The sequence below is a fragment of the Streptomyces sp. NBC_00247 genome, assembly GCF_036188265.1.
In the GTDB taxonomy this organism is placed as follows: Bacteria; Actinomycetota; Actinomycetes; order Streptomycetales; family Streptomycetaceae; genus Streptomyces.
The window spans coordinates 6,049,572-6,075,980 of record NZ_CP108093.1; the positions used below are offsets into that span (position 1 = coordinate 6,049,572).

The 26,409-nt window shown below is 72.7% G+C and carries 27 protein-coding genes and 1 pseudogene; 16 read left to right on the forward strand and 12 right to left on the reverse strand.

Features of this window, described 5'->3' with window-relative positions:
* Positions 1–16 precede the first annotated feature (16 nt).
* Positions 17–547 (forward strand): NUDIX hydrolase, encoded by a 531-nt coding sequence (locus tag OHT52_RS26340; RefSeq protein WP_328722665.1) that lies wholly within the window; start codon positions 17–19, stop codon positions 545–547.
* A gap of 119 nt (positions 548–666) precedes the next feature.
* On the opposite strand, the gene OHT52_RS26345 is transcribed toward OHT52_RS26340, so the two are convergent.
* Together OHT52_RS26345 and OHT52_RS26350 are read right to left on the reverse strand one after the other, a co-directional pair.
* Complete coding sequence (locus OHT52_RS26345; protein WP_328722666.1) at positions 667–1,287, reverse strand: hypothetical protein; 621 nt, start codon at positions 1,285–1,287, stop codon at positions 667–669.
* Positions 1,288–1,478: 191 nt separating this feature from the next.
* Positions 1,479–2,336 carry a 3-hydroxybutyryl-CoA dehydrogenase gene (locus OHT52_RS26350; RefSeq protein ID WP_328722667.1) on the reverse strand — a complete coding sequence of 286 codons (858 nt, stop codon included), beginning with the start codon at positions 2,334–2,336 and terminating at the stop codon, positions 1,479–1,481.
* A gap of 197 nt (positions 2,337–2,533) precedes the next feature.
* Here OHT52_RS26350 and OHT52_RS26355 point away from each other — a divergent pair, with 197 nt between their 5' ends.
* Together OHT52_RS26355 and OHT52_RS26360 are read left to right on the forward strand one after the other, a co-directional pair.
* Positions 2,534–3,766, forward strand: coding sequence for a glycoside hydrolase family 10 protein (locus tag OHT52_RS26355; RefSeq protein ID WP_328722668.1), 1,233 nt, complete (start codon positions 2,534–2,536; stop codon positions 3,764–3,766).
* Positions 3,767–4,107: 341 nt separating this feature from the next.
* On the forward strand, positions 4,108–4,884 hold the full coding sequence (locus OHT52_RS26360; RefSeq protein WP_328722669.1) for a phosphotransferase: 777 nt from the start codon (positions 4,108–4,110) through the stop codon (positions 4,882–4,884).
* 100 nt (positions 4,885–4,984) lie between these two features.
* Here OHT52_RS26360 and OHT52_RS26365 read toward each other — a convergent pair whose 3' ends face one another.
* The gene (locus OHT52_RS26365; protein WP_328722670.1) at positions 4,985–5,194 is read right to left on the reverse strand and encodes a DUF1918 domain-containing protein; all 210 of its coding nucleotides are present in this window, start codon (positions 5,192–5,194) and stop codon (positions 4,985–4,987) included.
* 44 nt (positions 5,195–5,238) lie between these two features.
* Positions 5,239–6,279, reverse strand: a complete 1,041-nt coding sequence (locus tag OHT52_RS26370) for a DMT family transporter (RefSeq protein ID WP_328722671.1) — start codon at positions 6,277–6,279, stop codon at positions 5,239–5,241.
* Between OHT52_RS26370 and OHT52_RS26375 the strand changes: the two genes are divergently transcribed.
* Positions 6,278–7,735, forward strand: a complete 1,458-nt coding sequence (locus OHT52_RS26375; protein WP_328722672.1) for an aminotransferase-like domain-containing protein — start codon at positions 6,278–6,280, stop codon at positions 7,733–7,735. The genes OHT52_RS26370 and OHT52_RS26375 overlap by 2 nt on opposite strands.
* A 140-nt stretch (positions 7,736–7,875) precedes the next feature.
* On the opposite strand, the gene OHT52_RS26380 is transcribed toward OHT52_RS26375, so the two are convergent.
* Positions 7,876–8,259 carry a winged helix-turn-helix transcriptional regulator gene (locus OHT52_RS26380; protein ID WP_328722673.1) on the reverse strand — a complete coding sequence of 128 codons (384 nt, stop codon included), beginning with the start codon at positions 8,257–8,259 and terminating at the stop codon, positions 7,876–7,878.
* 158 nt (positions 8,260–8,417) lie between these two features.
* On the opposite strand from OHT52_RS26380, the gene OHT52_RS26385 reads away from it, so the two are divergent.
* The 5 genes and pseudogenes from OHT52_RS26385 (at position 8,418) to OHT52_RS26405 (ending at position 12,948) form a co-directional block, all read left to right on the forward strand.
* Positions 8,418–9,299: an alpha/beta fold hydrolase gene (locus tag OHT52_RS26385; RefSeq protein ID WP_328722674.1), complete on the forward strand. Its 882-nt coding sequence runs from the start codon at positions 8,418–8,420 to the stop codon at positions 9,297–9,299.
* Between the two features lie 352 nt (positions 9,300–9,651).
* Entirely contained in the window at positions 9,652–10,083 is a 432-nt protein-coding gene (locus OHT52_RS26390; RefSeq protein ID WP_328722675.1) for a GNAT family N-acetyltransferase, read from the forward strand.
* Positions 10,084–10,205: 122 nt separating this feature from the next.
* On the forward strand, positions 10,206–10,781 hold the full coding sequence (locus tag OHT52_RS26395; RefSeq protein WP_328722676.1) for a histidine phosphatase family protein: 576 nt from the start codon (positions 10,206–10,208) through the stop codon (positions 10,779–10,781).
* A gap of 87 nt (positions 10,782–10,868) precedes the next feature.
* Positions 10,869–11,395: pseudogene (locus tag OHT52_RS26400) on the forward strand (DinB family protein).
* A gap of 404 nt (positions 11,396–11,799) precedes the next feature.
* A complete protein-coding gene (locus OHT52_RS26405) occupies positions 11,800–12,948 on the forward strand; it encodes a serine hydrolase domain-containing protein (protein ID WP_328722677.1) in 1,149 nt (382 codons plus the stop codon).
* 122 nt (positions 12,949–13,070) lie between these two features.
* On the opposite strand, the gene OHT52_RS26410 is transcribed toward OHT52_RS26405, so the two are convergent.
* The 3 genes from OHT52_RS26410 to OHT52_RS26420 all read right to left on the reverse strand — a co-directional run bounded on the left by OHT52_RS26410 (position 13,071) and on the right by OHT52_RS26420 (position 14,866).
* Positions 13,071–13,568: a peptidylprolyl isomerase gene (locus OHT52_RS26410; protein ID WP_328722678.1), complete on the reverse strand. Its 498-nt coding sequence runs from the start codon at positions 13,566–13,568 to the stop codon at positions 13,071–13,073.
* An 89-nt stretch (positions 13,569–13,657) separates the two neighbouring features.
* Entirely contained in the window at positions 13,658–14,038 is a 381-nt protein-coding gene (locus OHT52_RS26415) for a hypothetical protein (RefSeq protein ID WP_328722679.1), read from the reverse strand.
* Between the two features lie 48 nt (positions 14,039–14,086).
* Complete coding sequence (locus tag OHT52_RS26420; RefSeq protein WP_328722680.1) at positions 14,087–14,866, reverse strand: LysR family substrate-binding domain-containing protein; 780 nt, start codon at positions 14,864–14,866, stop codon at positions 14,087–14,089.
* Between the two features lie 135 nt (positions 14,867–15,001).
* Here OHT52_RS26420 and OHT52_RS26425 point away from each other — a divergent pair, with 135 nt between their 5' ends.
* Complete coding sequence (locus OHT52_RS26425) at positions 15,002–15,406, forward strand: DUF5997 family protein (protein WP_328722681.1); 405 nt, start codon at positions 15,002–15,004, stop codon at positions 15,404–15,406.
* A gap of 603 nt (positions 15,407–16,009) precedes the next feature.
* The gene (locus OHT52_RS26430; protein WP_328722682.1) at positions 16,010–16,900 is read left to right on the forward strand and encodes an NAD(P)-dependent oxidoreductase; all 891 of its coding nucleotides are present in this window, start codon (positions 16,010–16,012) and stop codon (positions 16,898–16,900) included.
* 105 nt (positions 16,901–17,005) lie between these two features.
* On the opposite strand, the gene OHT52_RS26435 is transcribed toward OHT52_RS26430, so the two are convergent.
* Together OHT52_RS26435 and OHT52_RS26440 are read right to left on the reverse strand one after the other, a co-directional pair.
* Positions 17,006–17,863: a hypothetical protein gene (locus tag OHT52_RS26435; RefSeq protein ID WP_328722683.1), complete on the reverse strand. Its 858-nt coding sequence runs from the start codon at positions 17,861–17,863 to the stop codon at positions 17,006–17,008.
* A gap of 78 nt (positions 17,864–17,941) precedes the next feature.
* Complete coding sequence (locus OHT52_RS26440; protein ID WP_328722684.1) at positions 17,942–19,468, reverse strand: multicopper oxidase family protein; 1,527 nt, start codon at positions 19,466–19,468, stop codon at positions 17,942–17,944.
* A gap of 355 nt (positions 19,469–19,823) precedes the next feature.
* On the opposite strand from OHT52_RS26440, the gene argC reads away from it, so the two are divergent.
* From argC to OHT52_RS26465, 5 genes are all read left to right on the forward strand, one after another.
* A complete protein-coding gene (gene argC / locus OHT52_RS26445) occupies positions 19,824–20,852 on the forward strand; it encodes an N-acetyl-gamma-glutamyl-phosphate reductase (protein ID WP_328722685.1) in 1,029 nt (342 codons plus the stop codon).
* Between the two features lie 121 nt (positions 20,853–20,973).
* Positions 20,974–22,128, forward strand: coding sequence for a bifunctional glutamate N-acetyltransferase/amino-acid acetyltransferase ArgJ (argJ, locus tag OHT52_RS26450; protein WP_328722686.1), 1,155 nt, complete (start codon positions 20,974–20,976; stop codon positions 22,126–22,128).
* A complete protein-coding gene (gene argB, locus OHT52_RS26455) occupies positions 22,125–23,099 on the forward strand; it encodes an acetylglutamate kinase (protein WP_328722687.1) in 975 nt (324 codons plus the stop codon). Before argJ ends, argB begins: the two co-directional genes overlap by 4 nt.
* Complete coding sequence (locus tag OHT52_RS26460) at positions 23,096–24,301, forward strand: acetylornithine transaminase (protein ID WP_328722688.1); 1,206 nt, start codon at positions 23,096–23,098, stop codon at positions 24,299–24,301. Before argB ends, OHT52_RS26460 begins: the two co-directional genes overlap by 4 nt.
* Before the next feature lie 25 nt (positions 24,302–24,326).
* Positions 24,327–24,863, forward strand: a complete 537-nt coding sequence (locus OHT52_RS26465; RefSeq protein WP_328722689.1) for an arginine repressor — start codon at positions 24,327–24,329, stop codon at positions 24,861–24,863.
* A gap of 69 nt (positions 24,864–24,932) precedes the next feature.
* Here OHT52_RS26465 and OHT52_RS26470 read toward each other — a convergent pair whose 3' ends face one another.
* Together OHT52_RS26470 and OHT52_RS26475 are read right to left on the reverse strand one after the other, a co-directional pair.
* The gene (locus tag OHT52_RS26470; protein WP_328722690.1) at positions 24,933–25,643 is read right to left on the reverse strand and encodes a L,D-transpeptidase family protein; all 711 of its coding nucleotides are present in this window, start codon (positions 25,641–25,643) and stop codon (positions 24,933–24,935) included.
* An 88-nt stretch (positions 25,644–25,731) separates the two neighbouring features.
* A complete protein-coding gene (locus tag OHT52_RS26475; protein ID WP_328722691.1) occupies positions 25,732–26,331 on the reverse strand; it encodes a pyridoxamine 5'-phosphate oxidase family protein in 600 nt (199 codons plus the stop codon).
* Between the last annotated feature and the right edge of the window lie 78 nt (positions 26,332–26,409).

The window sequence follows — 26,409 nt, forward strand, 5'->3', positions numbered from 1 at the left end:
GAAAGGTGGCAGAACCTTGCAGTGGGCGAACTTGAACGAACAATCCGTGTACGAGAACCGGTGGTTCCGGGTGAACCTCGCGGACGTCGAACTCCCCGACGGCAGGCACCTCGACCACTACGTCATCCGGCTGCGCCCCGTCGCCGCCGCCACCGTCGTCAACGACGCCGACGAGGTCCTGCTCCTCTGGCGGCACCGCTTCATCACTGACAGCTGGGGCTGGGAGCTCGCCGCCGGAGTGGTCGAGGACGGCGAGGACATCGCCGTCGCCGCCGCCCGGGAGATGGAGGAGGAGACCGGATGGCGCCCCGGCGCGCTGCGCCCGCTGATGACGGTGGAACCCTCCAACGGACTCACCGACGCCCGCCACCACCTCTACTGGGCACAGGAGGCGCACTACACCGGACCGCCCAGCGACGGATTCGAGTCCTCGCGCCGGGAGTGGATCCCCCTCAAGTCCGTACCCGACCTCATCGCGAGGGGCCAGGTACCCGCGGCCAACATGGCGGCCGGGCTGCTGATGCTGCGCCACCTCCGGCTGGGGTGACGCACCTCAGGCTGGGGTGAGGGGCCCGCGCGACTCCCCACAGGGGCGGCCGGGGGCCCGGCCGCCCCTGTGGGGAGCTCTTTTCCGTCGCGCGCATGGCCGCCCACGCGCCGCCGGGCTCAGCGCAGTCCGGCGAACACCGCGGCAGCGGCCGTACCGCCCAGGACGGCCCCCGCGACGACCTGCGCCGTCGTGTGGTCCCGCAGCGAGACCCGGGACCACCCGACGGCCGCGACGCCGAGGAAGAGCAGCGCGGCCCACCACCCGTACGCCACGGTGACGACGACGGCGATGCCGGAGGCGACGGCGGTGTGGACGCTCACCTTCCACCAGACGGTGACGGCCATGGTCAGCAGCAGCCCGGCGATCATGGCGGCGACCAGCGCGACGACCTCGCGGGGAGCGTCGAGAGCCAGGAGCAGGCCGGTGCCGGCGAGGACCGAAGCGAGGGTGACGAACAGCGGTGTCCACCGCTGTTCGCGGATCTTGAGGTGCTTGTCGGACCACCGGCCCCGGCGGACCCCGGCGACGACGTACGCGATGGGCAGACCACCGCAGAAGACCCCGGCGAGCAGACCCCAGCCGGCGCCCCCGAGGGAACCGGTGGAGTGCACGCCGATGACGATCAGGACGAGGACCACGAGATGGGGCGGGGCCAGCACTTCGGTGACCAGGCGCGCGGAGCGCCGCTCGGCGGGCGCGGCCGCGGCGGGCGGCAGCTGTGCGGCGGTGGCGGTCATGCCGGTGTCTCCTGGGGGCGGGGCTGAGGAAGTCCTGGACCGCGCGGTCGTGGTGAGCGGCTCGGGGGTGGACCGAATCGGCCCGGTCCCTGGACGGACGGGGCAAACCTGAGGGACACGCGCCCCCGCAGGCCCTGCGCCAGCAGGCCCCGGGCCTGTCATCAGCAGGCCCCGGGCCTGTCATCAGCAGGTCAGTACGGGTAGAACCCCGCCCCCGACTTCCGGCCGAGCCGGCCCGCGTCCACCATGCGCTGGAGCAGCGGGGGAGCGGCGTACAGGGGCTCCTTGTACTCCGCGTACATCGAGTCGGCGACGGAGGCCACCGTGTCCAGGCCGATCAGGTCCGCGAGCTTCAGCGGACCCATCGGGTGGGCGCAGCCCATCTCCATGCCGTTGTCGATGTCCTCGCGGCTGGCGATGCCCGACTCGAACATCCGGATGGCGGAGAGCAGGTACGGGATCAGCAGGGCGTTCACCACGAACCCGGACCGGTCCTGCGCCCGGATGGGGTGCTTGCCCAGGACCTCCCGTACGAGCGCCTCCGCCCGCAGCACGGTCTGCTCGGACGTCGTCAGGGCGGGAATCAGTTCGACGAGCTTCTGCACCGGTGCCGGGTTGAAGAAGTGGATGCCGATGACCTGGTCGGGACGGGACGTGGCCACGGCGAGCTTCACCAGCGGGATGGACGAGGTGTTGGACGCCAGGATCGCGTCCGTCCGGGTCATCACCTGGTCGAGCACCCGGAAGATCTCCGTCTTGACCTGCTCGTTCTCCACGACGGCCTCGATGACCAGATCGCGGTCGGCGAACTCGCCCAGGTCGGTGGTGAAGCTCAGGCGGCCGAGGGTCTCGTCGCGCTCGGCCTCGGTGATCTTGCCGCGCTCGGCGGCCTTCGACAGGGAGTTCTGGAGCCGGGTACGCCCTATCTCCAGGGCCTCACCGGTGGTCTCCGCGACCATCACCTCAAGGCCGCTGCGCGCGCAGACCTCCGCGATACCTGCGCCCATCTGGCCACAGCCGACCACTCCGACGCGTGCAATGTCGGCCACAGTGTCCGTCACCTCGTGCCTCTCCCTGATCTCCGTATCGCGGGGCCCGGGGGTGGCGGTACCCGCTTCGACCTCCAGACGGTACCCGGCGACGCGGCCCAAGTTACCTGCGGGTCATCAACGGTCCGAGAAGGCATGATCTGCGTCACGCAGCCGGCCGGTGCGGCACGGCGGAGCGCGAGCGGAAGGTGGAGCGTATGCGGCGCATGGGCCGGAGGGCATTCATGCTGGGCGCGGCCGGGGTGGTGGCGGCCCTGGCCGCACCGGGTCCGGCGGGGGCGGCGGGGCCCGTGTCCGGTGACCGACGTCACCGCGTGGCGACCGGACTGCGCGGCATGTGGATCGCCACCGTGGCCAACGTCGACTGGCCCTCCGCCACGGGCCTGTCGGCGGCCACCCAGCGCAGCGAGCTGACCGCCCACCTGGACCGGGCCGGCCGGTTCGGCCTGAACGCGGTCATCTTCCAGGTCCGGCCCAGCGCCGACGCCCTCTGGCCCTCGCCCCACGAGCCCTGGTCGCAGTACCTGACCGGCACCCAGGGCAAGGACCCAGGCTGGGACCCGCTCGGCACGGCCGTGACCGAGGCCCACGCCCGCGGCCTCGAACTGCACGCCTGGTTCAACCCGTACCGGGTCTCCAACCAGACCGACCCGAAGAAGCTCGTCGCCACCCATCCCGCCCGGGTCCACCCGGACTGGGTCGTTCCGTACGGCGGGAAGCTCTACTACGACCCCGGGCTGCCGGAGGTCCGCGCGTTCGTCCAGGACGCCATGCTGGACGCGGTCAGCCGGTACGACATCGACGCGGTCCACTGGGACGACTACTTCTACCCGTACCCCGTCTCCGGTCAGACCTTCGACGACGCCGACACCTACGCCGCACACGGAGGCGGCTTCAGCAGCAAGGCGGCCTGGCGCCGGGACAACATCGACCGGCTGGTCAAGGAGACCTCCGACCGGATCAAGGAGATCAAGCCGCACGTCCGCTTCGGCATCAGCCCCTTCGGCGTCTGGCGCAACAAGACGACCGACCCGCTCGGCTCGCCGACCTCCGCCGGGGTGCAGACGTACGACGACCTGTACGCGGACACCCGCAAGTGGATCAAGGAGGGGTGGATCGATTACATCTGCCCCCAGCTGTACTGGAGCATCGGCCAGTCGGGCGCCGACTACGCCGAACTGGTCCCGTGGTGGGCGGAGGTGGTGGACGGCACGGACGTCGACCTCTACATCGGCGAGGCGCTCTACAAGGCCGGCGACCCGGCCCAGAACTCCGCCTGGCAGAGCACGTCCGAACTCTCCCGCCACCTCACCTTCGCCGAGGACTACCCGGCCGTCGGCGGTCACGCCTTCTTCTCCGCGAAGAGCGTCAAGGCGGACCCGATCGGCGCCATGTCCCGGGTGGCGGCGGACCACTACGGGGTGGGGTGAGGCGGGGTCGGGTGGGCTCCGGTGCGCGGGCCGCGCGAGCCGGTGCTCCCGGTCCCGCAGGCGGAGGGGCACGCCCGCGTGTGCGGCGACGACCGGTGCGCAACACTCGACCAGCGAGGCACTCACCGGGCTCGGCGCGTGCCTCATGGTGAACGCCGGCCCGGGGAAGGACTGATCGGTGAGCGCAGGCTCGGCACGGGCGCGGTGGGAGGACCTGCCGGGCGAGGTGCGGGAAGCGGTGCGGGAGCGGCTCGGTTCGCCGGTGGTGGACGTCGTCCACCCGGGAGGCGGTTTCACCCGGGGGCTCGCCGCGCGGGTGAGGTGTGCCGGGGGGCGGCGAGGTGTTCCTCAAGGCTTCGCCGCTCGGTGCGCGGATGGCGTCGCACTACAGGGCCGAGGCGGTGGTCGGGGCGCATCTGCCGACTGCGATCGCTCCGGAGTTCCTGTGGTCGCTGGAGGCGGGCGGCTGGGTCGTCAACGCCTTCGAGTCCGTGCGGGGCAGGGAACCCGGCCTGTGGCCCGGGTCGGCGGATCTGATCGGCGCGCTGGACGCGGTCGGTGGGCTGGAACGGGAGCTGACGCCGTGTCCGGTGCCGGAGGCCGGTGCGGTCGGGGAGACCCTGGCGGCGTTGGCAGGACACTGGGCGCGGCTCGCGGCCGGGCCGGCCGAGTGGGCGGGGCAGGGCCTGTGGACCGCCTCGCAGCGTGCCCGGCTGGAAGACCTGGACAGAGCGGAGCGGCTGGTCGAACCGTCCGCCGGGGACACGCTGGTCCACTGCGACCTGCGCGCGGACAACATGCTGACCGAGACCGGCACCGGGCGGGTCCGAATCCTGGACTGGTCGTGGGGGGCGCGGGGCGCCGCGTGGGTGGACGCGGCGTTCTTCGTCCCGCAGCTGATCCTCGCCGGTCACAGTCCGGCGGGCGCGGAGGTCGCTCTCGCCGCCCGGGTTCCGGCCTGGCGCGCGGTGGATTCCGAGACGGCGAGCGCGTTCGCGGTGGCCCTCACCGGCTACTGGACCTGGCACCACGCGCACGGCCCCGGCGGTGCGCTGGGCGCGTACCGGGGCCGTGCGTCGGAGGCGGGCCGGAAGTGGATCGGCCACCGGCTCGGCTGAGCGGAAGCGGCCGGGTCGGGCCCTGGTCGGGAAGGTGCCGGAGGGCGCGGGGAGGGCCGGCCTTGAGAGGTCTCTCCGGGGCGGCCCCTGCCGCGGAGAGTCAGCCCGTTCCGGGGTCCTCCCGCCGGCCCGTGTGCTCTACGACGCTGTCCGGCCCCGGATACGCCAGTGACTCGTGGCCGTCCGCGTAGCGCAGCCGGTACGGCGGGGTGCCGCGCGGGCCCCTCACTTCGACGATCTCGGCGACCCGGTCGGGGCGGCCCACGGTTCTGCCGTGGGTCAGCAACCGGTCGCCGGTGCGTGCCTCCACGGGAAACGACCTCCTCCTGGACGGCGGTCCCTGTGTCGACAAGTCTATGACCGTGCGGCCCGGCTTTCTCGTGGGCGCCGGGCGCCGGTCCGCTGGGTCGCCGCGATGCAGACGAGCACGGCCACCGCCGCGAGCGGGGCGGCGGGATCGAGTTCCTCGCCGAGCAGCAGGAACGACCAGACGAGCGTCAACAGCGGCTGGGCCAGTTGCAGTTGACTGGCGCGGGGGGCGCCGATCTCCGCCATGCCCCGGTACCAGATGTACAGCCCGACGAACGTGGACCCGGCCGCCGCCCAGACCAGGCCGGCGATCCCGTGCCCGGTCAGGTGCACCGGCTCGTACGCCAGCGCCACCGCGCTGCCCGCGACCGCTACCGGGAGCGAGAGGACCAGTGCCCAGCCGATTACCTGCCGGCCGGGCATCACCCGCGCCAGTCTGCCGCCCTCCGCGTACCCGGCCGCGCACACCACCAGCCCACCGAACAGGTACAGGTCACCGGCCGAGAGCGCGCCGCCGCTCTGCCGGATCGTGAACGCGAGCACCACGGCGGCCCCCGCGAGCGCCGCGATCCAGAACGCGCGCGGCGGGCGGGAGCCCGTGCGCAGGGACGAGAACACCGCCGTGGTCAGCGGCAACAGCCCCACCACGACGGCCGCGTGCGAGGAGGTCGTCGTCCTCAGCGCGAGCGTGGTCAGCAGCGGGTACCCCGCCACCACCCCGCCCGCCACGATCAGCAGCCCGCCCAGGTGGCGGCGGCCCGGCCACGGACTGCGGGCCGCGAGCAGGACCGTGCCCGCGATCAGCGCGGCGAGCACACTGCGCAGCGCCACCAGCGACCAGGGCCCGAAACTCTCCAGCCCCCACACGGTGGCGGGGAAGGTCAGGGAGAAGGCGACCACGCCGAGGGAGGCGAGGACGAAACCGGACCGTTCGGAGGCCGGGGCGGCGGAAGCGGCCGCGGAGAGGGGAGCAAGGGAAGCGGAAGAAGCGACGGGGGCGCCGGAGGCTGCCGGAGCGGCGGCAGGGGTGGTGCCGGGTGCGAGCGCTATCGCCCTGGCGTGGGTAGCGCTATTGTCATCTCTCATGAACGAGCGTAGCAGTGTGGGGGAGTTGGCGGAATCCCTGCGTGAGGAGCTCAACCGCTACTCACCCGGTGGAAAGCTGCCGTCGAGCCGCGTACTCGTCGAACGCTTCCGGGTCAGCCCGGTCACCGTCACCCGGGCCCTCGCCCGGCTGGCCGCCGAGGGGCTGGTCGTCACCCGCCCCGGCGCCGGGGCCTTCCGCGCCCGGGCGCGTACCACCGCACCGGCCCGGGGCGACACGTCCTGGCAGGAGGTCTCGCTCAGCGGTGACGGCGGACCCGAGGTGGTACCCCGTACCGTCGACGCCTCGGGGGTCCTCGTCACCCTCGCCGCGCCCCCACCGGGCGTCATCGAGTTCAACGGCGGTTACCTCCACCCCTCCCTCCAGCCCGAACGGGCCCTGGCATCCGCCCTCGCGCGGGCCGGCCGCCGCCCCGGTGCCTGGGACCGGCCGCCGGTGGACGGCCTGCCCGAGTTGCGCGCCTGGTTCGCCCGGGAGATCGGGCCCGGCGTCGACGCGGCCGACGTCCTCATCACGGCGGGCGGCCAGAGCGCGCTGGCCGCCGCGCTGCGCGCGCTCGCTCCGCCCGGCGCTCCGGTGCTCGTCGAGTCGCCGACCTACCCCGGCATGCTGGCCGTCGCCCGTGCCGCCGGGCTGCGGCCCGTCCCCGTACCGGTGGACGCCGACGGAGTGCGACCCGAGCTGCTGGACGCCGCGTTCCGCGCCACCGGCGCCCGGGTGTTCGTCTGTCAGCCGCTCTTCCAGAACCCGACCGGCACCGTCCTCGCCCCCGGACGAAGGGCCGACGTGCTGCGGATCGCGCGGGCGGCCGGCGCGTTCGTCGTCGAGGACGACTTCGCCCGCCGCCTCGCCCACGAGGACGCCGGCCCGCTGCCGCCGCCGCTGGTCGCCGACGATCCGGACGGGGTGGTCGTGCACGTCTGCTCACTCACCAAGGTCACCTCGCCCAGCATGCGCGTCGGCGCGCTCGCCGCGCGCGGCCCGGTGCTGGAGCGGCTGCGGGCGATCCAGGTCGTGGACAGCTTCTTCGTGCCCCGACCGCTCCAGGAGGCTGCCCTCGAACTGGTCGGAGCCCCCTCCTGGGGTACCCACCTGCGTTCCGTGGCAGCCGAGTTGGCCCGGCGCCGCACCCTGCTCACCGGAGAGCTCCGCCGCTCGCTGCCCGGACTCGACCTGCCGCACGTACCGTCCGGCGGCGGCAGCCTCTGGCTGCGCGTCCCCGGCCACGGCGGCAGCGGCGCCGAGGAGGCCGCGTTCGTTTCCGGCGCCCTGCGCGCCGGGGTCGCCGTGGCCCCGGGACGCCCGTACTTCTGCGCCGAACCACCCTCCGCGCAGGTCCGGATCAGCTTCGCGGCGGCCTCCGGCGCGGGCGAGATCGCGGAGGGGGTCCGGCGCCTGCGCCTCGCGTACGACACCCTCGGAGCCTGCGGGGCGTGACCGGAGGCGGTGGCGCGGGCGGGCGGGAAGTGGACGGGCAGGTCCACGAGGGCGTCCCAGGGCGGGGCGAGAGCGCTCCGCCCGCCCGGCAACGCCCTCGCACCAGTCACCCGCGCCGCCCTCGCGGGTCCGGCCGCCGGTCAGCCGTGGGAACAGGGCTGCCGGTCAGTACACCCGGCAGGCCCGTCGGCGAGCTGGTTGCTGCGGTCGATCTCCGGCATGTGTGTCTCGGCCCAGACCCGCAGGGCGGAGAGCGGCCCTTCGAGGGACAGGCCGAGTGCGGTGAGCCGGTAGTGGACGGCGGGCGGCACGGTGGGTTCCACCCGGCGCGCGGCCAGGCCGTCCCGGACGAGAGTCTGCAGGGTGACGGACAGCATCTTCTGGGAGATGCCGGGGATACGGCGCCGCAGTTCCGCGAAACGGAGCTCGTCCGGTGCCTCCTCGGCCAGCACCTTGACCGCCATCGATGTCCACTTGGTGCCGATACGGTCGAGCAACTGGCGGGTCGGACAGAGCGGATCCATCACATCGCCCCGCTCGCCGGGCCGCCGACCGGGTTCACCGGGCCGCGATGCGGTCACTCCGGGCTCACCACCTGAGGGGAAAGTGCCTTCTTGGAGCAGCCAGCCTAGTTCCTTAGCGTGATGTGGTCACTCATCCTCACCACCTCTGGAGCCCCTCCATGCCCGAGTTGCGGCGCGTCCCCGTCAACGGTGTCGAACTGAACGTCGCCCTCGCCGGGTCGGGCCCGGCCGTTCTGCTGCTGCACGGTTTCCCGCACACCTGGGAGCTGTGGACGGACGTCATCGCCGGCCTGTCCGGCGGCTACCGCGTCATCGCGCCGGACCTGCGTGGGTTCGGCGCGAGCAGCGGGACCGCCTCCGGGACCGGCGCGGACGGCAGGACCGGCTCCGGCTACGACGCGGGCACCCTGGCCGAGGACGCCGCCGCGCTTCTCACGGCCCTCGGCGTGTCCTCCGCCGCGGTGGTGGGCATCGACGCGGGCACGGCGGTGGCCTTCCTCCTCGCCCTGCGCCGCCCCGGTCTCGTCCGGCGCCTGGCCGTCATGGAGTCCGTCCTGGGCGGGCTGCCCGGCGCCGAGGACTTCCTCGCCGACGGGCCACCGTGGTGGTTCGGCTTCCATTCCGCCGCGCCGAGCCTCGCCGAGACCGTACTGGAGGGCCACGAGGCCGCCTACGTCGACTGGTTCCTGAGCGCCGGCACGCTCGGTGACGGAGTGCGCCCCGCCCTCCGGGACGCCTTCGTCCGCGCGTACACCGGCCACCAGGCGCTGAGCCGGGCGTTCTCGTACTACCGGGCGCTGCCCGAGAGCGCGGTACAGATCGAACAGGCGGTCGCCACCGCCCGGCTGACGGTGCCGACGATGGTGGTGGGCGCCCGGCCCGTCGGTGCCGCACTGGAACACCAACTCCGCCCGATCGCCGACGATCTCACCGGACACCTCCTCGAAGACTGCGGCCACATCATCCCGCTGCACCGGCCGCACGCCCTGCTCTCGCTGCTGCGTCCGTTCCTCGCGGGTGAGGACGCGAAGGGGACGTGACCGGGCCGGGGTCGACTACCGGTTCACGCCCCCGTGCCGTAGTCCGTGATTCCGGTGGTGAGATCCCGACGGATAGACGCGAAGGGGGCAAACGGCCGGAAACGGCCGTCCGGACGTGATCGGGCACGGCACCGGGGAGGCGGTTCTTCCTCCGCCGGCCCGATGCCGCCGGCCCGATGCCTCCTGCCCGAGGACGACTGCCCGGGGACGCCCGGACGCAGGCAGGCCGCGGCACAGTGCCCGGCCGCCGGCACGTGGCGCGCGAGGGCCGGGCCGGGTCGTTCCCGGTGGCCGGCCACTCAGGCATGAAATCCTGACTGTGGCCGGAGTTCCGGAGTCGTAGCCTGTTCCGATGACAGATGCGATCAAGCAGGGCTACGACATCTCGACCGATCCCTCCCGGCTCGACCCGGCCCGTATCCACCACTGGCTCTCCACCGATGCCTACTGGGCGCTGGGCCGGAGCCGCGCCGAGCAGGACGCGGCCATCGCGGCCTCGCTCAACTTCGGTGTGTACGAGAGGAATTCCGGCACCCAGGTCGGATACGCACGCGTGGTGACCGACCATGTCACCTTCGCCTGGCTCTGCGACGTCTACGTCGACCCGGTGGCCCGCGGGCGCGGACTCGGCGTACGGCTGGCCGAGGCGGTACGCGATCACCTCGCCCCGGCCGGTGTCCGCAGGATCCTGCTTTCCACGGGCGACGCCCACGAGGTGTACGCGAAGGCCGGTTTCCGCGGGCTGGAGAAGCCCGGCCAGTGGATGGCTCTGACCAACGGATAACGCCCCTCCGGCAGGGGCCGCCCGCGACGGGGCGGACCGTGAGAGGCCCGTCGCGGGATTGCCAACTTCCTTGCCCGTGCGCCCTCTTGACCCGGTGAGCTGTCGGCCCCACCATCGCGGCCATGAGTGTTCGGGTTTCCCTCGTGGCGGCAGCGCGAAGCTCGTCCCTGCTCGCCGAGCGCTTCGACGACGACCGTCCGCTCGACCACGCCGGATGGCACGAGGTGCAACTCGTCGCCCACGCCCTGGTCCCGCTCGGCGCTGCCGACCTCCGCTACTGCGCGCCGAGCCCCCGCAGCCGGGCCACCGGCGACGCCCTCGGCTACGCCCCCATGGCCCAACCCGACCTGCGGGACTGCGACATGGGGCGCTGGCGGGGCATGACCCTGGCGGAGGTCGCGGCCCGCGAACCCGCCGCCGTCGACGCGTGGCTGGCCGATCCCCGCTCCGCGCCGCACGGCGGCGAGCCGCTGCTCGGCTTCATCACGCGCATCGGCCACTGGCTCGACACCCGTCCCTGTGACGGCGGTTCCATCGTCGCGGTGGCCGAACCCGCGGTGGTCCGCGCGATCCTCGTCTACGCGCTGAAGGCCCCGCCCTCGACGTACTGGAACATCGACGTGCGCCCTCTCTCGGCGGTCACTCTGGTCGGGCAACCGGGCCGCTGGAGCCTCTCCTTGGAACCGCCGGCCCGCTGACGTACCGAGCTCTCGCCGGAAGGGTGAAAACCGGTGCGACCGGGGTGGAGATCGGTCACAATCCCGGACATGCAACGGTTTGCGGAGATGTTCACCGATCCCGGCAGCGACCCACGGGTCGAGGTCCCGACGCAGAGCGACGAACGGACCATGCTCGTCGCCTCCCTGCGCCGCCAGCGGGACACCCTGGTCCTGAAGTGCTCCGGGCTCGACCCCGAAGCCATGGCCATGCGGTCCGTGGACTTCTCCGGCCTGTCCCTGCTGGGACTCGTCCGGCACCTCGCCGACGTGGAACACCGTTGGTTCAGGCAGCGGTTGGCCGGCCAGGAGGGTCCGGCGCCCTTCTCCACGGCGGACGAGCCGGACGGAGCGTTCGACCGTGCGGTCCCCGGAGCCGCGCGCACCGCGGAAGCCTGGCGGGTCTGGCGGGAAGAGGTCGACTTCGCGGAACGGTTCGTCGCCGAGGCCCCGATCTCGACGTGTCCGCGAACGACCCCTGGCAGGGGCGGATCTCGCTCCGATGGGTCCTGCTGCACATGGTGGAGGAGTATGCGCGCCACAACGGCCACGCCGACCTGCTGCGCCAGGGGATCGACGGCGCCGTGGGGCTTTAGGCCGGGTCTGACCATTCCCGCCGGGCGGGCGGCGCCCGGCACCGCATCTCGCGGCGTTGTCGGACAGCCCGGATACATCCCGTGCTCGGGCGGTCCTCCGCCTCGCGACGCACCGCACCGGACACCGCCCGCTGATCCGACGCGCATGGTCGGACACGGCCTCGGGCCCGCATCGAGTCCAGGGCCGGGCCCGCGAACCCGGTACAGACCCCGGCCGGACCGGCACGACACCTTCCCGTCCGTCGGACCGGTCGGTATGTTGCGGGGGTCGCGGGCCGGACGGCCCGGGACCCCCGGTGGCGTCGAGCGCCTGGCCCGTAACCCCGTGACGCCCGGAGCCCGTTCGGCCGCTGGAGGACGACGCGGGTCCCGGCGCCCTGGGCCCCCAGGAGGAGGAGGCCACCGTGGCACAGGTCCGAGGCCGCTGCGACGAACGCTTCGCCCGCGTGCGTACCGCGTTCGAGGAGAACTTCGCCCTGCGCGACGAACTGGGCGCGGCCGTCACGGTCCTGGTGGACGGCGAGCCGGTCGTCGACCTCTGGGGCGGATGGGCGGACCGCGCGCGGACCCGCCCGTGGGAGCGGGACACCCTCGTCAACGTCTGGTCCACCACCAAGGGCCCGACCGCGCTCTGCGCCCACATTCTGGCCGACCGGGGCCTGCTGGACCTTGACGCCCCCGTGGCCTCGTACTGGCCCGAGTTCGCCGCGGCGGGCAAGCAGAACGTCAAGGTGCGCGATCTGCTCTCGCACCGGGCCGGTCTCGCCGGGCTGCGCGAGCCGCACTCGCTCGCCGACCTCTACGACTGGGAACTCACCACGTCCCGGTTGGCCGCGACCGAGCCGTGGTGGGAACCCGGCACCCGCTCCGGCTACCACGCGCTGACGTACGGATTCCTGGTCGGCGAGGTGGTCCGGCGGATCAGCGGGGACCTGCCCGGGGAGTTCCTCCGGCGCGAGGTCACCGGTCCCCTCGGCATCGACTTCACCGTGGGGCTGCCGGAGAAGGAGGCGGACCGGGTCGCCGAACTCGTTACGACGAGGGCCTCGCCCGCCCAAGCCGCGTTCTTCGCGAGCCTGCCCCCGGTGGTCGTCGCCTCCCTCGCCAACCCCGTCACCGGAGCGGCAGTGGCCAACACCGCCGCGTGGCGGGCGGCCGAGATCCCGGCCGCGAACGGACACGGCACCGCCCGCGCGGTCGCCGCCCTCTACGGCATCCTCGCCGGGCGGGGCACGCTGTCCGGTCGGTGCGTGCTGTCCGAGGACGCCGCCGAGCGGGTACGGGAGGGCCAGGGGAGCTGCCGCGATCTGGTGCTGGGGGCGGGGTTCGCGCACGAGACGGAGATCGCCCTCGGCGTCTGGCTGAGCGGGCCGAACGCCTCCTACGGCCCCAACCCGCGAGCGGTCGGCCACGACGGGGCGGGCGGCTCCTGCGGACTCGCCGACCCGGAGTCGGGGGTGGCGCTCGGTTACGTCATGAACCGGATGGGAGTCGGGCTCGCCGACGACCCGCGCAAGACGGCACTGGTCGAGGCGGTCTACTCGTCACTCTGACCCGGTCGGGAACGCCCCCGGAGACGAGAACGCGCGGGCCGACGGATTCTGTCGGGCCCGCGCGTTCCCACCGCCGCCTCGTGCGAGGTCCGTCGCGGGAGGCGGCGGGTGGTCGGGAATCCTTAGAGGACGCCGCTCGACGCGATGGTGATCTTCGCCGAGGTGCGGCCGCTCTGGGAGCCGAGGGACTCGATCTTCTTGACGAGCTCCAGGCTCTTCTCGTCCGCGACCTCACCGAAGACGACGTGCTTGCCGTCGAGCCACGAGGTCACGATGGTGGTGATGAAGAACTGCGAGCCGTTGGTGTTCCGGCCGGCGTTGGCCATCGAGAGCAGGCCCGGCTTGGTGTGCTTGAGCGTGAAGTTCTCGTCGGCGAACTTCTCGCCGTAGATGCTCTTGCCGCCCGTGCCGTCACCGCGGGTGAAGTCGCCGCCCTGGAGCATGAACTCCGGGATGACACGGTGGAAGGAGGAGCCGGCGTAGCCGAAGCCCTGCTCACCGGTGCAGAGCGCGCGGAAGTTCTCCACGGTCTTCGGGACGACGTCGTCGAACAGGTTGAACGTGATCCGCCCGGCGGGCTCGTCGTTGATGGTGATGTCGAAGTAAGTCTGGATGGTCATAGAACCATCCTGACACTTCTCGGGCCGGACCTCGTGCGGAGGGGGGTCCCAGCGCGGTCCGGCGGGTCGGCGAAAGCCGGAAAAACCTTTCAGCGCCCGTCGTCGCCCCGTCCTCGCGGGCTGCCCGGACCACGGACGGAAGCCCGCCGCCCCGCCCGGGACCTCCACCCCGGCCAGGGGCGCCGCCGTACGGGCCGCGCGACCGGGCCACGGGGCCCGTATTCCGGCGCGGCGGGCCGCCGGTCGCCGTCCGGGGACGGCAGCGGAGCCTGCCGGTCGGCCTGGGCGCGGGTCTCCTGGTGAGCGGCGTACGAGGTGGTCCGGAACGCCTCCTCGTACGAGGCCAGAGCCGCACCGATCGCCGCCCCGGCCGTCCCCCGGCGCCGCACCCGGGCCGCGAGCGCGCCGAGGAGGCCCATGACGGCGGCCAGGCATCCGGCGACGATCAGCAACGGCAGGAGCGCACCCATGGGGGCGAGGGTAGCGAGCGGGGGCCCGGGGCGGCAGGGCGCCGACGGCTACCGGCCGCGCGGCTTTCCGCGCTTGGCGCCCCCCGCGCTCTTCGCCCCCTTGGCCCCGCCGCCCGACCCGCCCCGCGGGTTGCGGGACGACGGCTTGCCCGCGGCGGCGCGACGCTGCCCACCCGCGGCCGGCCGCTTCTCCTGCTTCGGCTGCGGGGGAGTGGGGGTACGCCCGCGTGAGCTGTTCACCGTGCGGCCCCGGACGATGCCGATGAAGTCCTCGACCATCTCGGTCGTCTTCTCCTCCGGCCACGAGAGCGCGATGCGCGACTCCGGGACATCCGTCATCGTGCGGTAGGTGAGGTCCTTGCGGTGGTGGAGCCGGGCGAGCGACTGCGGCACGACCAGCAGACCGATCCCCGCCGCGACCAGCGCCACGGCGTCCTCCGTCGTCTCCGGCCGCTCGAACGCGGGCAGCCCCGGCGGGCGCTCCCAGCCGAGCGTGTCGTCGAGCGGATGCAGCACGATGTCCTCCGCGAGGTCCTCGGCGGTGACCTCCTCCGCGGCCGCGAGCAGGTGGTCCTTGGGGATCACCACCACCGTGGTCTCGGTGTACAGGGGGATCGCGCTGAGCTCTTCCCGCCCGACCGGCAGGCGTACGAAACCCGCGTCGGCACCGCCTTCCAGCAGCAGTCCGGGGGCCTCGCCGGTGGGTACGGAGACCAGCTCCAGCGGGATGCGGGGGAAGCGCTCTTTCCAGATGCGCACCCACTTGGAAGGCGTCACGCCCGGTACGTAGGCGAGGCGGAACGAGGGGGATGCGTCGGAGCCAGTCACCCCGCCAGGTTACCGGCCCCACCCCGGGGGAACGCCCGGCGGATCATGACCGGGACCGTGGCCGGGACACCGCCGCGACCGCCCGGCGCGACCGGTGTGGTCGGCGGCCTCGCACACGCTCGCTACTCTTGACACATGACCTCGCACCAGACACCCCAGACGATGAAGCCCGCCACCGCGGCGAAGAAGCTGGGCGTGTACCTCGAAGCCACCCCCGCCGAGTTCCAGGAGGGTGTGGTCTCGCGCAGCGAGTTCAACGCGCTGCAGGCCGAACCGCCGGCCTGGCTGGAGGAGCTGCGCCGCAACGGCCCGCACCCCCGACCGGTCGTCGCCGCGAAGCTGGGCGTCTCCATCTCCGGCCTCGCCCGCGGTGGTGTCACCGAGCCGCTCACCACCGAGCAGATCGACGCCCTCAAGAACGAGATGCCGGAATGGCTGAGCGCCGAGCGCGCCACCCAGGCCGACGTACGCAAGGAGACCGTCCGCATCAAGGAGCGGAACGCGGAGCGTGCCGCGAAGGCCGACAAGGCCGGCTCCTGATCCGGACCGCACACCCCCCGCCCGGCCGCAGACACACCTCGCGCGGCCGGGCGGAGCCGTACCCGCCCGGCCGCGCGGACCGTACCGACCCGGCGGCCCGAAGCCGTACGGCCCTGAGGGCCTGAAGCGGATGACCTGACGACGGATGAACCGGTGGCCCCCTCCGGGCCCCGCGCGACAGGATGCACGCCGTGCGTCACCTCCTGCTCGGGCCCGCCGCCGACCCTTCGCCGCCTCCCGACCTGATCGACCGGTTCCTCGCGTACGAGGACGTCTGCCTCCCTCTCTCCTGCGAGCTCGCCCGGACCCTCGCGGACCGCTCCGATCTGAGCCGCGAACAGGCGAAGCGCCTGGTCTCCGCGCACGAGGACTGTGCGCTGGTGCTCACGGTGGCCGACGTCGACCCGGCGCGCCCTGCGGGCCCGCCCTGGTGGCCGCCCACCCCGCCCTGCCGGCCGGCGAGATGGCCCGGCTCCTCCCACAGCCCGGCCGCCCAGGACCCGGTGACACGACGTAACGTGCGGGTGGGGGCGCTGTCGCCCGTCGAAACGCGCTGCCGCGCCCGCCGTTCCCCCCTCACGGCAGAGAGGCCGACGACCGACCATGACCGACACACTCACCGTCAGCGTTCTGGGCACCGGAATCATGGGTGCCGCCATGGCCCGCAACCTCGCCCGCGCCGGGCATTCCGTACAGGTCTGGAACCGCACGCGGGCCAAGGCCGAACCGCTGGCCGAGGACGGCGCGCGGATCGCCGACACCCCCGCAAAGGCCGTCGAGGGCGCCGATGTGATCCTGACGATGCTGCACGACGGGCCGGCGGTGGAGGAGGTCGTGCGGCAGGCCGCCCCGGCACTCCGTCCCGGCACCGCTTGGGTGCAGTCGACCACCGTGGGCGTGGACGCGGTCGAGGCGCTCGCCGCCCTCGCCGGGGAACACGGCCTCGTCTTCTTCGACGCGCCGGTGCTCGGCACCCGGCAGCCCGCCGAGTCGGGGCAGCTGCTCATCCTCGCGGCGGGCCCGGCCGAAAGCCGCGCGGCCGTCGCCCCCGTACTGGACGCGGTCGGGGCCCGGACCGTCTGGACGGGCGAGAACGGGGCGGACGGCGGCGCCACCCGCCTCAAGCTCGTCGCCAACAGCTGGGTCATCGCGGCCACCACCGCCACCGGAGAGACCCTGGCACTCGCCAAGGGGCTCGGAGTGAACCCGCAGGACTTCTTCGACGCCATCGCCGGTGGCCCACTCGACATGGGCTATCTGCGCGCCAAGTCGGCCCTCGTCCTCGACGGCGGTCTCGATCCGGCCAGTTTCGCGGTGACCACGGCCGAGAAGGACGCCCGACTGATCGTGGAGGCCGGGCAGCGGTACGGCGTCCGTCTCGACGTAGCCGCCGCGAGCGCGGACCGTTTCGCCCGCGCGGCCGCTCAGGGGCACGGCCACGAGGACATGGCCGCCGCCTACTTCGCGAGCTTCGAACCGGACGAACCGCGCTGACCCGGTCCGGGGCAGCGACCGTCCCGGCCCGCGACCGCGTCCACGCGGACCCGTCCGGGCCCGCGTGGACCGGCTCGGCTCCGGGAGGCGACCGTCCCGGGTCGATCAGGGTGTGGGAGAAGCCCCGGTGAGGGACATCCACCGCCGGACGGTGTCCTGGTGCGAGCCGGTCGCCGAACCCGTGGCCACCGTTTCCGCGTCCGCGGCGGACCGGGGAAGCCCGGAGCGGGTCAGGAGCGTCAGAGGCCACGCGGGGCCCGGTCCGCTGTTCCCGCCGTCGAAGGCGTCCCAGTCCCAGGGCCCCCGGAAGAGCCAGGCCCTGCCGTCGGCGTCGGCCACCTCGTCACCCGCCCGGAGACACGCGTACGGACGCATCAGCAGCTCGAAGGCGTACGGCGTTCCGTCGCCCGGATGGAGCCCGTGGCCGAAGCCGTCGAGATGGCTGCCGTCCGGATACTCCCGGTAGGACATGCCCCGCGGCAGCACGGTCACGGTCAGCACCGGGCGCGGCAACCAGCCGGTCTCCAGCGGCGGATCGTGACGGTCGACGGAAGTGACGTGCACCGGCGTCGGAGGAATCCCGATCCGGCAGGGATCACCCGTCGTCAGGCGGTGCGGCGGCGGGTCGGTACGGAACAGCTCCGACGGGTTCCCCGGGGAAGGGCCCTCGTTCCCGAGACCCAGGGCCACGACCCCGTTCCAGTGGAAGAGGTCGCTGTCCGTGTCGATGGACCACCATGGCCAGCGCACCGGCAGGTAGTCCCACGTCACGCCCGACTCGACCACGGTCTCCGCGAAGGGGCAGGTGACCGACAGCACGTCACCGACCCGGAATCCCCCCTCGTACGTCATCCGGCCAGAGTAGAACCACGCGTACGGGCCGCCGCCCGCGCCGGGAGGCCCACCCGTGCCGCGCCCGCCCGCTCCGGTCTCCTCGACGGCCGAGCCCGCTGCCTGCGCCACCGCCGGAACGCGTCCCTCGACGTGGCGGTATCCGTCACTCGACCTACCGGAACGCGTCACCCGGCGTACCGGAACGCTTCACTCGACGTATTCGACGAGCTGCATCATCCCCTGGTCCTCGTGCTGGAGCTCGTGACAGTGGATGAGGGCCCGGCCGGTGAAGTCCGTGAAGCGGACGCGCAAGGTCACCGAGCCGCCCCTTCTGACGCCGATGGTGTCCTGCCACACCGGGGTGTCCAGAGGGCTGCCGTCGACGGCGGTGACCAGGAAGCGGTTGGTGTGCAGGTGGAACGAGTGGTTGGGGTGGGTTCTCGAATTGTTGCGGATCGTCCACTCCTCGGTCTCGCCGAGCCGGAGGGTGTGGTTGACGCGGGCCGGATCGAACCGTCCGTAGGCCGGATCCGTCGGGTCGGCCGGGTCGCGGGCCGGCGGGGTCGCTCCGTCGCCGGTGATGCGGAACGCGTGGGGGAAGGGCTTGCCGGGAAAGGCGTTCATGTCGCTGTGGAACGTCAGGGAACGGCGGCGGATCACTTCCCGCGGGTCGATGTACGGCGCGGGCCCCGGCAGATCGGTGGGCAGCTCCATGGGCGCGCCGGAGCCCGCAGCCACGGTCATCGTCGCCAGCAGGACGCCGCCCGCCGTGATGCGGTAGTCGCCCGGACTCTGCGCTCTGATCATGACGTCGGAGCGGTTGCCCATCGACAGGGTGACCCCGTCACGCTCGACGGTCCGGGTGAGGGTGACGCCGTCCACGGCGATCTGGTGCAGCGCGTGTCCTTCCACCCGTACCGGCAGGACGGTGAACGCCGACGCGTTGATCAGGCGCCAGCGCTGCACCTCGCCCTCCCGCAACCGGATCACCGGTCGGTAGGCGCCGTTGACGACGAACGTCGACGCCACCCTGTTGAGGTCGTTCTCGGCGCGCAGCTCGGGCACTTGGCCGTCGGAGAGCTTGAGTTCACCGATGCACATCACCACGTCGCTCGCCGCCGCGATCTCCGGGACCCTGTCGGTCTCGCCTTCCACCACGAGCGCTCCCAGCAGGCCGCCGGCCAGTTGGACGGCGGTCGACCCGTGCACGTGCGAGTGGTACCAGAACGTGCCGTCCGGGTGGTCGGCGGGAACCTCGATACGGCTGCGGTAGCTGCTGACGGTCAGCCCGTTGGCCGGATCGTAGGGCGTGAACTCCCGGAAGACGTTGTCCGCGTCCCCGCTCGGGGACACATGGAGCCCATGGGTGTGCAGATTCACCGTGTTGAAGCCGTGCGGCACGTTGTGGTCGCCGTGCGCGACCTGATCGGGGTTGGGCGGCAGATCGTTGATGTGTTCGATGTCGAGCAGATCGCCCGGACGCACGCGCAGCGTCGGCCCGTTCATGGACCCGTTGTAGAGCCGGAGATCGACGTCGCCGACACCGGCGAGCGTTCCCCGGGTGAACGCGACCCGCAACGTGGTGGACAGGATTCCGTTCGCCGACCGGATCAGCGCGGGCCGGCCGATGGGCGCCGCCGCCGCGGACGCGCGGGGCGCCTGCAGTGCGCCGGACATCAGGGCGGGCGCCGCCGCCAATACCGCACGTCTGCTGATTCCGCGAGATGAGTCCATCGATTTCACTCCTGCTCGTGAACGGCCAAAGGCCGTCCAGCGTGGCGAGCGCACCACCGGATCCGGCGGACGACACGTCCCGCGCCGCGCCGCTTCCCCTGATCGGCGCACCTGACAGAGTGGTGCCCGGTGCTCCTGGGCACCCCTCGGCGCTCTTCGCTGCTCCTCGGCGCTCTTCGCTGCTCCTCGGCGCTCCTCGCTCCTCGGGGCGGACGGGAACCGTCACCGTCACCGCGGACCGGCGGCCCAGCCGGCCGGTGTGTGCGGTCCCGCCGCCCGCGCGGACCTACCCCTCCGACCTTTGCATAAAAGTGCATCACTGCGTATAGTCATGCCATCGATGAGGAGGATTCCGATGGTGGTACGTGCAGCGGTGGCAGGGGCGAGCGGATACGCCGGCGGTGAGCTGCTGCGCCTGTTGCTGGCCCACCCCGAGATCGAGATCGGCGCCCTGACGGGCCACTCCAACGCCGGGCAGAAGCTCGGCGCGCTCCAGCCGCACCTGCGGCCGCTGGCCGACCGGGTGCTGGAGCCCACCACCGCCGAGGTGCTCGCCGGGCACGACGTGGTCTTCCTCGCCCTGCCGCACGGGCAGTCCGCCGCCGTCGCCGAGCAGCTCGGCGACGAGGTGCTGGTCGTCGACATGGGGGCCGACTTCCGGCTGGCCGACGCCGCGGACTGGGAGAAGTTCTACGGTTCGCCGCACGCCGGTACCTGGCCCTACGGGCTGCCCGAGCTGCCCGGTGCCCGCGCCGCGCTCGCCGGGACCCAGCGGATCGCCGTACCCGGCTGCTACCCGACCGCCGTGTCGCTCGCGCTCTTCCCGGCGTACGCCGCCGGGCTCGCCGAACCCGAGGCGGTCGTCGTCGCCGCGTCCGGTACCTCCGGCGCCGGCAAGGCGGCCAAGCCGCACCTCCTCGGCTCCGAGGTGATGGGCAACATGACCCCGTACGGAGTCGGCGGGGGACACCGGCACACGCCGGAGATCACCCAGAACCTCAGCGCCGTCGCCGGAGAACGCGTCACGGTCTCCTTCACCCCGACCCTCGCCCCCATGCCCCGGGGCATCCTCGCCACCTGCAGCGCCAAGGCGAAGCCCGGCGTGGACGGCGAAGCGCTTCGCGCCGCCTACGAGAAGGCGTACGCCGACGAGCCGTTCGTCGACCTCCTCCCCGAGGGCCAGTGGCCCGCCACCGCGGCCGTGTACGGCTCCAACGCCGTGCAGATCCAGGTGGCGTACGACCCCGCCGCCGGCCGGATCATCGTGATCAGCGCCATCGACAACCTCGCCAAGGGCACCGCCGGGGGTGCCCTGCAGAGCACGAACATCGCCCTCGGGCTGCCCGAGGACACCGGTCTGACCACGACCGGCGTGGCACCGTGACCGACCCGCGCCCGGCCGCACCCACCCCGGGCGCCGGGCGTACGGACGCCCGGCCCCGGACCACCACGGAAACCGCCGCAGCGCCGCACCGCGCGGGCGGAGAAGCGAACGAGGAGATGCAGTGAGCGTCACGGCAGCACAGGGATTCTCGGCGGCGGGCATCGCCGCCGGGATCAAGGAGAGCGGCAACCCGGACCTGGCCCTCGTGGTCAACCTCGGGCCGCGCCGCGCCGCCGCGGGAGTCTTCACCTCCAACCGCGTCAAGGCCGCGCCCGTCCTCTGGTCCCAGCAGGTCCTCAAGGGCGGCGAGGTCTCCGCCGTCGTCCTCAACTCCGGTGGCGCAAACGCCTGTACGGGCCCCAAGGGCTTCCAGGACACGCACGCCACCGCCGAGAAGGCGGCCGAGGTCCTCAAGGGCCACAGCGCCGGCGAGATCGCCGTCTGCTCCACCGGGCTCATCGGCACCCTGCTCCCTATGGAGAAGCTGCTCGCCGGCATCGACAAGGCCGCGGGCGCCCTCAGCGAGGAAGGCGGCACGGACGCCGCCATCGCGATCAAGACCACCGACACGGTCCACAAGACCGCCGTGGCCGCCGGAGAGGGCTGGACCGTCGGCGGCATGGCCAAGGGCGCGGGCATGCTCGCCCCCGGGCTGGCCACCATGCTCGTCGTCCTCACCACCGACGCCGACGTCGAGGCGCCCGCGCTGGACGCCGCCCTGCGCGACGCCACCCGCACCACCTTCGACCGGGTCGACTCGGACGGCTGCATGTCGACCAACGACACCGTGCTGCTCCTCGCCTCCGGCGCCAGCGGCGTCACCCCGGAGCAGGAAGCGTTCTCCGCCGCCGTACAGGCCGTCTGCGCCGATCTGGCCCGTCAGCTCATCGGCGACGCCGAGGGCGCCTCCAAGGACATCCGGATCGAGGTCGTCGGAGCCGCGACCGAGGACGACGCCGTCGAGGTGGGCCGCTCCATCGCCCGCAACAACCTCCTCAAGTGCGCCATCCACGGCGAGGACCCCAACTGGGGCCGCGTGCTCTCCGCGATCGGCACCACCCGGGCCGCCTTCGACCCCGACCGGCTGAACGTCGCCATCAACGACGTCTGGGTGTGCAGGGACGGCAGCGTCGGCGACGACCGCGACCTGGTCGACATGCGCTACCGCGAGGTCAAGATCACCGCCGACCTCTCCGCGGGCACCGAGTCGGCCGTCATCTGGGCGAACGACCTCACCGCGGAGTACGTCCACGAGAACAGCGCGTACAGCTCATGAGCGACACGGAGAACACGGGCGCCGAGAAGAACACGGGCGCCGAGAACAGCACGGCCCGGAAGCACACCGCCCTCCCGAAGGCGCAGATCCTCATCGAAGCGCTGCCCTGGCTGACCCGGCACAACGGCCGGACCGTGGTCATCAAGTTCGGCGGCAACGCCATGATCGACGACGAGCTGAAGGCGGCCTTCGCCCAGGACGTCGTGTTCCTGCGGCAGGCCGGCCTCAAGCCCGTCGTCGTGCACGGCGGCGGCCCGCAGATCAACGCCCAGCTCGACAAGCAGGGCCTGGTCAGCGAGTTCAAGGCCGGACTGCGGGTCACCACGCCCGAGGCGATGGACGTCGTACGGATGGTCCTGGCCGGACAGGTCCAGCGCGAACTCGTCGGCCTGCTCAACCAGCACGGGCCGCTCGCCGTCGGCATGACCGGCGAGGACGCCCGGACCATGACCGCCGTCCAGCACCGCCCGACCATCGACGGCGAGCTCATCGACATCGGCCGGGTCGGCGAGATCACCGAGATCGACACCGGGGCCATAGAGGCACTCCTTGCGGACGGCCGCATCCCGGTCATCTCCTCGATCGCGCGCTCCGCCGACGACAACCACGTCTACAACGTCAACGCCGACACCGCCGCCGCCGCCCTGGCCGCCGCGCTGAACGCCGAGACGCTGATGGTCCTCACCGACGTCGAGGGCCTCTACGAGGACTGGCCGAACAGCGACGACGTGATCAGCCGCATCACGGCGACCGAGCTGGAGAAGCTGCTGCCCGAGCTGTCCAGCGGCATGGTCCCGAAGATGCAGGGCTGCCTGTACGCGGTACGCAACGGCGTCGAGACCGCCAGGGTCATCGACGGCCGGGTCCAGCACGCGATCCTGCTGGAGATCTTCACGGACGAAGGCGTCGGCACGATGGTCGTGCCCGACAGGGACACGGCGGCAGAGCCGGTCACGGAGGGGACAGCATGACGAACGCGGAACTCGGTCAGCGGTGGAGCGACTCGCTGATGGACAACTACGGCACGCCGCAGATCCCCCTCGTCCGCGGCGAGGGCGCGCGCGTCTGGGACGCCGACGGCAAGGAGTACCTCGACTTCGTCGGCGGTATCGCGGTGAACGCGCTGGGCCACGCCCACCCCGCGGTCGTCGAGGCCGTCTCCACCCAGATCGCCTCCCTGGGACACGTCTCCAACCTCTTCATCGCCGAGCCGCCCGTCGCGCTCGCCGAACGGCTGCTCCAGCTCTTCGGCCGGAGCGGACGGGTCTACTTCGCCAACTCCGGCGCCGAGGCCAACGAAGCCGCCTTCAAGATCGGCCGGCTCACCGGCCGGACCGGCATGGTGGCCACCACCGGCGGCTTCCACGGCCGGACCATGGGCGCGCTGGCCCTCACCGGGCAGGCGAAGAAGCGGGACCCGTTCCTCCCGCTGCCCGCCGAGGTCACCCACGTGCCGTACGGGGACGTGGAAGCGCTCCGGGCCGCCGTCACCACGGACACCGCGCTCGTGATCATCGAGCCCATCCAGGGCGAGAAGGGCGTGGTCGTCCCGCCCAAGGGCTACCTCTCCGCCGCCCGCGAGATCACCCGGGCCACCGGTACCCTGCTCGTCCTCGACGAGGTGCAGACCGGTGTCGGCCGGTGCGGCACCTGGTTCGAATACCAGGCCCACGAGGACGTCGAACCCGACGTCGTCACCCTCGCCAAGGGCATCGGCGGCGGACTGCCGCTCGGTGTCACCGTCGCCTTCGGCGCCGCGGCCGACCTGCTGAAGCCGGGCCAACACGGCACCACCTTCGGCGGCAACCCCATCGCCTGCGCGGCCGGCCTCGCCGTGCTGGACACCCTGGCGGCGGACGGCGCCCTCGACCACGTCAAGCGGCTCGGCGAGCGCATCCGCGAAGAGGTCGAAGGGTTCGGACACCCCCTCGTCTCCCACGTCCGCGGCTCCGGCCTGCTGCTGGGTATCGTGCTCACGGGACCCCACGCATCGCAGGTGCAGCAGGCGGCCCAGGAAGCGGGCCTCCTGGTCAACGCCCCCGCGCCCGATGTCGTACGGCTGATGCCGCCGCTGATCATCGGCGACGCGGAGGTGGACGCGTTCCTGGCCGTACTGCGGGGCGCGCTGGACACGGTGGACCCGGGCAGGGGCGACGGAGAACCCGGAGCATGACCACCCGGAGAATGAGGCGACGACGATGACCGAGGCGCAGGACAACGACCACGGCGGCCCTGCCGTGCCGCAGACCCGCACGGCACGCCACCGCCGGATCGTGGACATCCTGAACCGGCAGCCGGTGCGCTCGCAGAGCCAGCTGGCCAAGCTCCTCGCCGACGACGGGCTGAGCGTCACCCAGGCGACGCTCTCCCGCGACCTCGACGAGCTGGGCGCGGTCAAGATCCGCAACACCGGTGGCGAGCTCATCTACGCCGTGCCGAGCGAGGGTGGTTTCCGCACCCCGCAGGCACCGCTGGGCGGCTCCGCCAAGGAGGAGCGGATGCGGCGCCTCTCGTCGGAGCTGCTCATCTCCGCGGAGGCCTCGGCCAATCTCGTCGTCCTGCGCACGCCCCCGGGCGCCGCGCAGTTCCTCGCCTCGGCCATCGACCAGGCCGAGCTCCACGACGTCCTCGGCACCATCGCCGGGGACGACACGCTGATGCTCATCAGCCGTGACGCGGCCGGTGGCCAGGCCCTCGCCGACCACCTCCTGCGTCTCGCGCAGAACGAACGCTGACGCCTGCCCCGCACGCGGAGGAGCCCGGTCCGTCACCCACGGACCGGGCTCCTCCGCGACGTGGCGGTGTCAGTAGCCGGTCACCGCCAGCTCCCCGGCCGAGGTGCCGATGACGATGTGCGGGTGCTTCGCCGGGTCGGCCCAGGCCAGGACGCGGTCCATCACCCCGGCCGCCACCGAGACGCACCCCGCCGTCGCCCCTTCGCCGTCGACGTGCAGGAAGATGCCCGCGCCCCTGCCCCGTACCGGCTTCGCGTAGTTGAAGCCGATCACCATCGCCCGGGCGTACTGCGCCGGGTACGTGATCAGGTGCTCGGCCTCCGCGGCCCGGCAGTCGGACGGCAGCGGCTCCACCCACCGGTTGTAGTCGCGCGCCCCGTTGTCCTGGCACCACCACGAACCCTCCGTCACCCTGCGGTACGGGTACGCGGTCGCGGCCGGAGCCTCCCGGAGACCGAAGGCGTACGGGAGGTCGTACAAGCCGGTCGGAGTGGTGTTCGTGCCCTGGCGCCGGGTACGCCCCTCGGCCAGGCCCGCCGCTCCGAACCGGGCCGGCGCGGAGCCCGCCCGGGCCCACCGCCCCCGCCGCAGCTCCCACCAGGTGACCGTGCCGGTGGTGGACCCGGCATCCGGGGCCTCGGCGACGATCAGCTGCCGGCCGCCGCCCGTGTCGGCCAGCAACCCGGGAGCCGTCCCGCCGGCACCGGCGGGCGCCGCCGCGCCCGCCGGTGCCACCAGGACGGACAGAGTCACCAGGACGGTCATCAGGTATCCGCGCATGCTCCGGACCGTACGGGCGACGGGGGCACGGCTCCACCGGGATGCTCCGTACGGTCCACGGACGCGCCCCTCGGCGAGCGGGCGTCCCTCAGCCGCCGGACGGGGCGGGCATCGGTGGCAGCGGAAGCGGCAGACCGGGCAGGCCGTCGACGCTGGTCGCGATGTCGGGCTTCTTCTCGAAGTACGCGCTCAGACTCTCGTCGTCCTCGCGGGCGAACCGGTCCGCGTGCAGCGGCCGATCTTGCTCGTACGCGAGGAACGGCACGGCGAATCCGCAGGTGTCGCGGATCAGTTCGGCCGTCACGACGATGATCGCGCGCAGCCCGTGGGACGTGTGGTCGACCTGGTCGAAGAGGGCCAGCAACCCGGGGAAGCGCGGGTCGTCGCGGAAGACGGGTTCGCCCCGGCCGTGCACCCGCACGATGTCGGGCGGCCCCTGGAACGCACACCACATGAGCGTGATGCGACCGTTCTCCCGCAGGTGGGCGATGGTCTCCGCGTTGCTCCCGGCGAAGTCGAGGTACGCCACCGTCGTCCCGTCGACCACCACGAGCGAGCCGCGGACGCCCTTGGGGGAGAGGTTGACCGTGCCGTCGCCGTCCAGGGGAGCGGTCGCGGTGAAGAAGAGCGGCTGTTCCTCGATGAAGGTGCGCAACCGTCCGGCTATGTGCTCGTGCGTCTTTCCCATGCGCGGATTATCGGCCGCCGGGGAGCTCCGGGCCCGTCGATTTTCGGCCGTCGTAGATCGCGAGGGACCGCTCCGTTC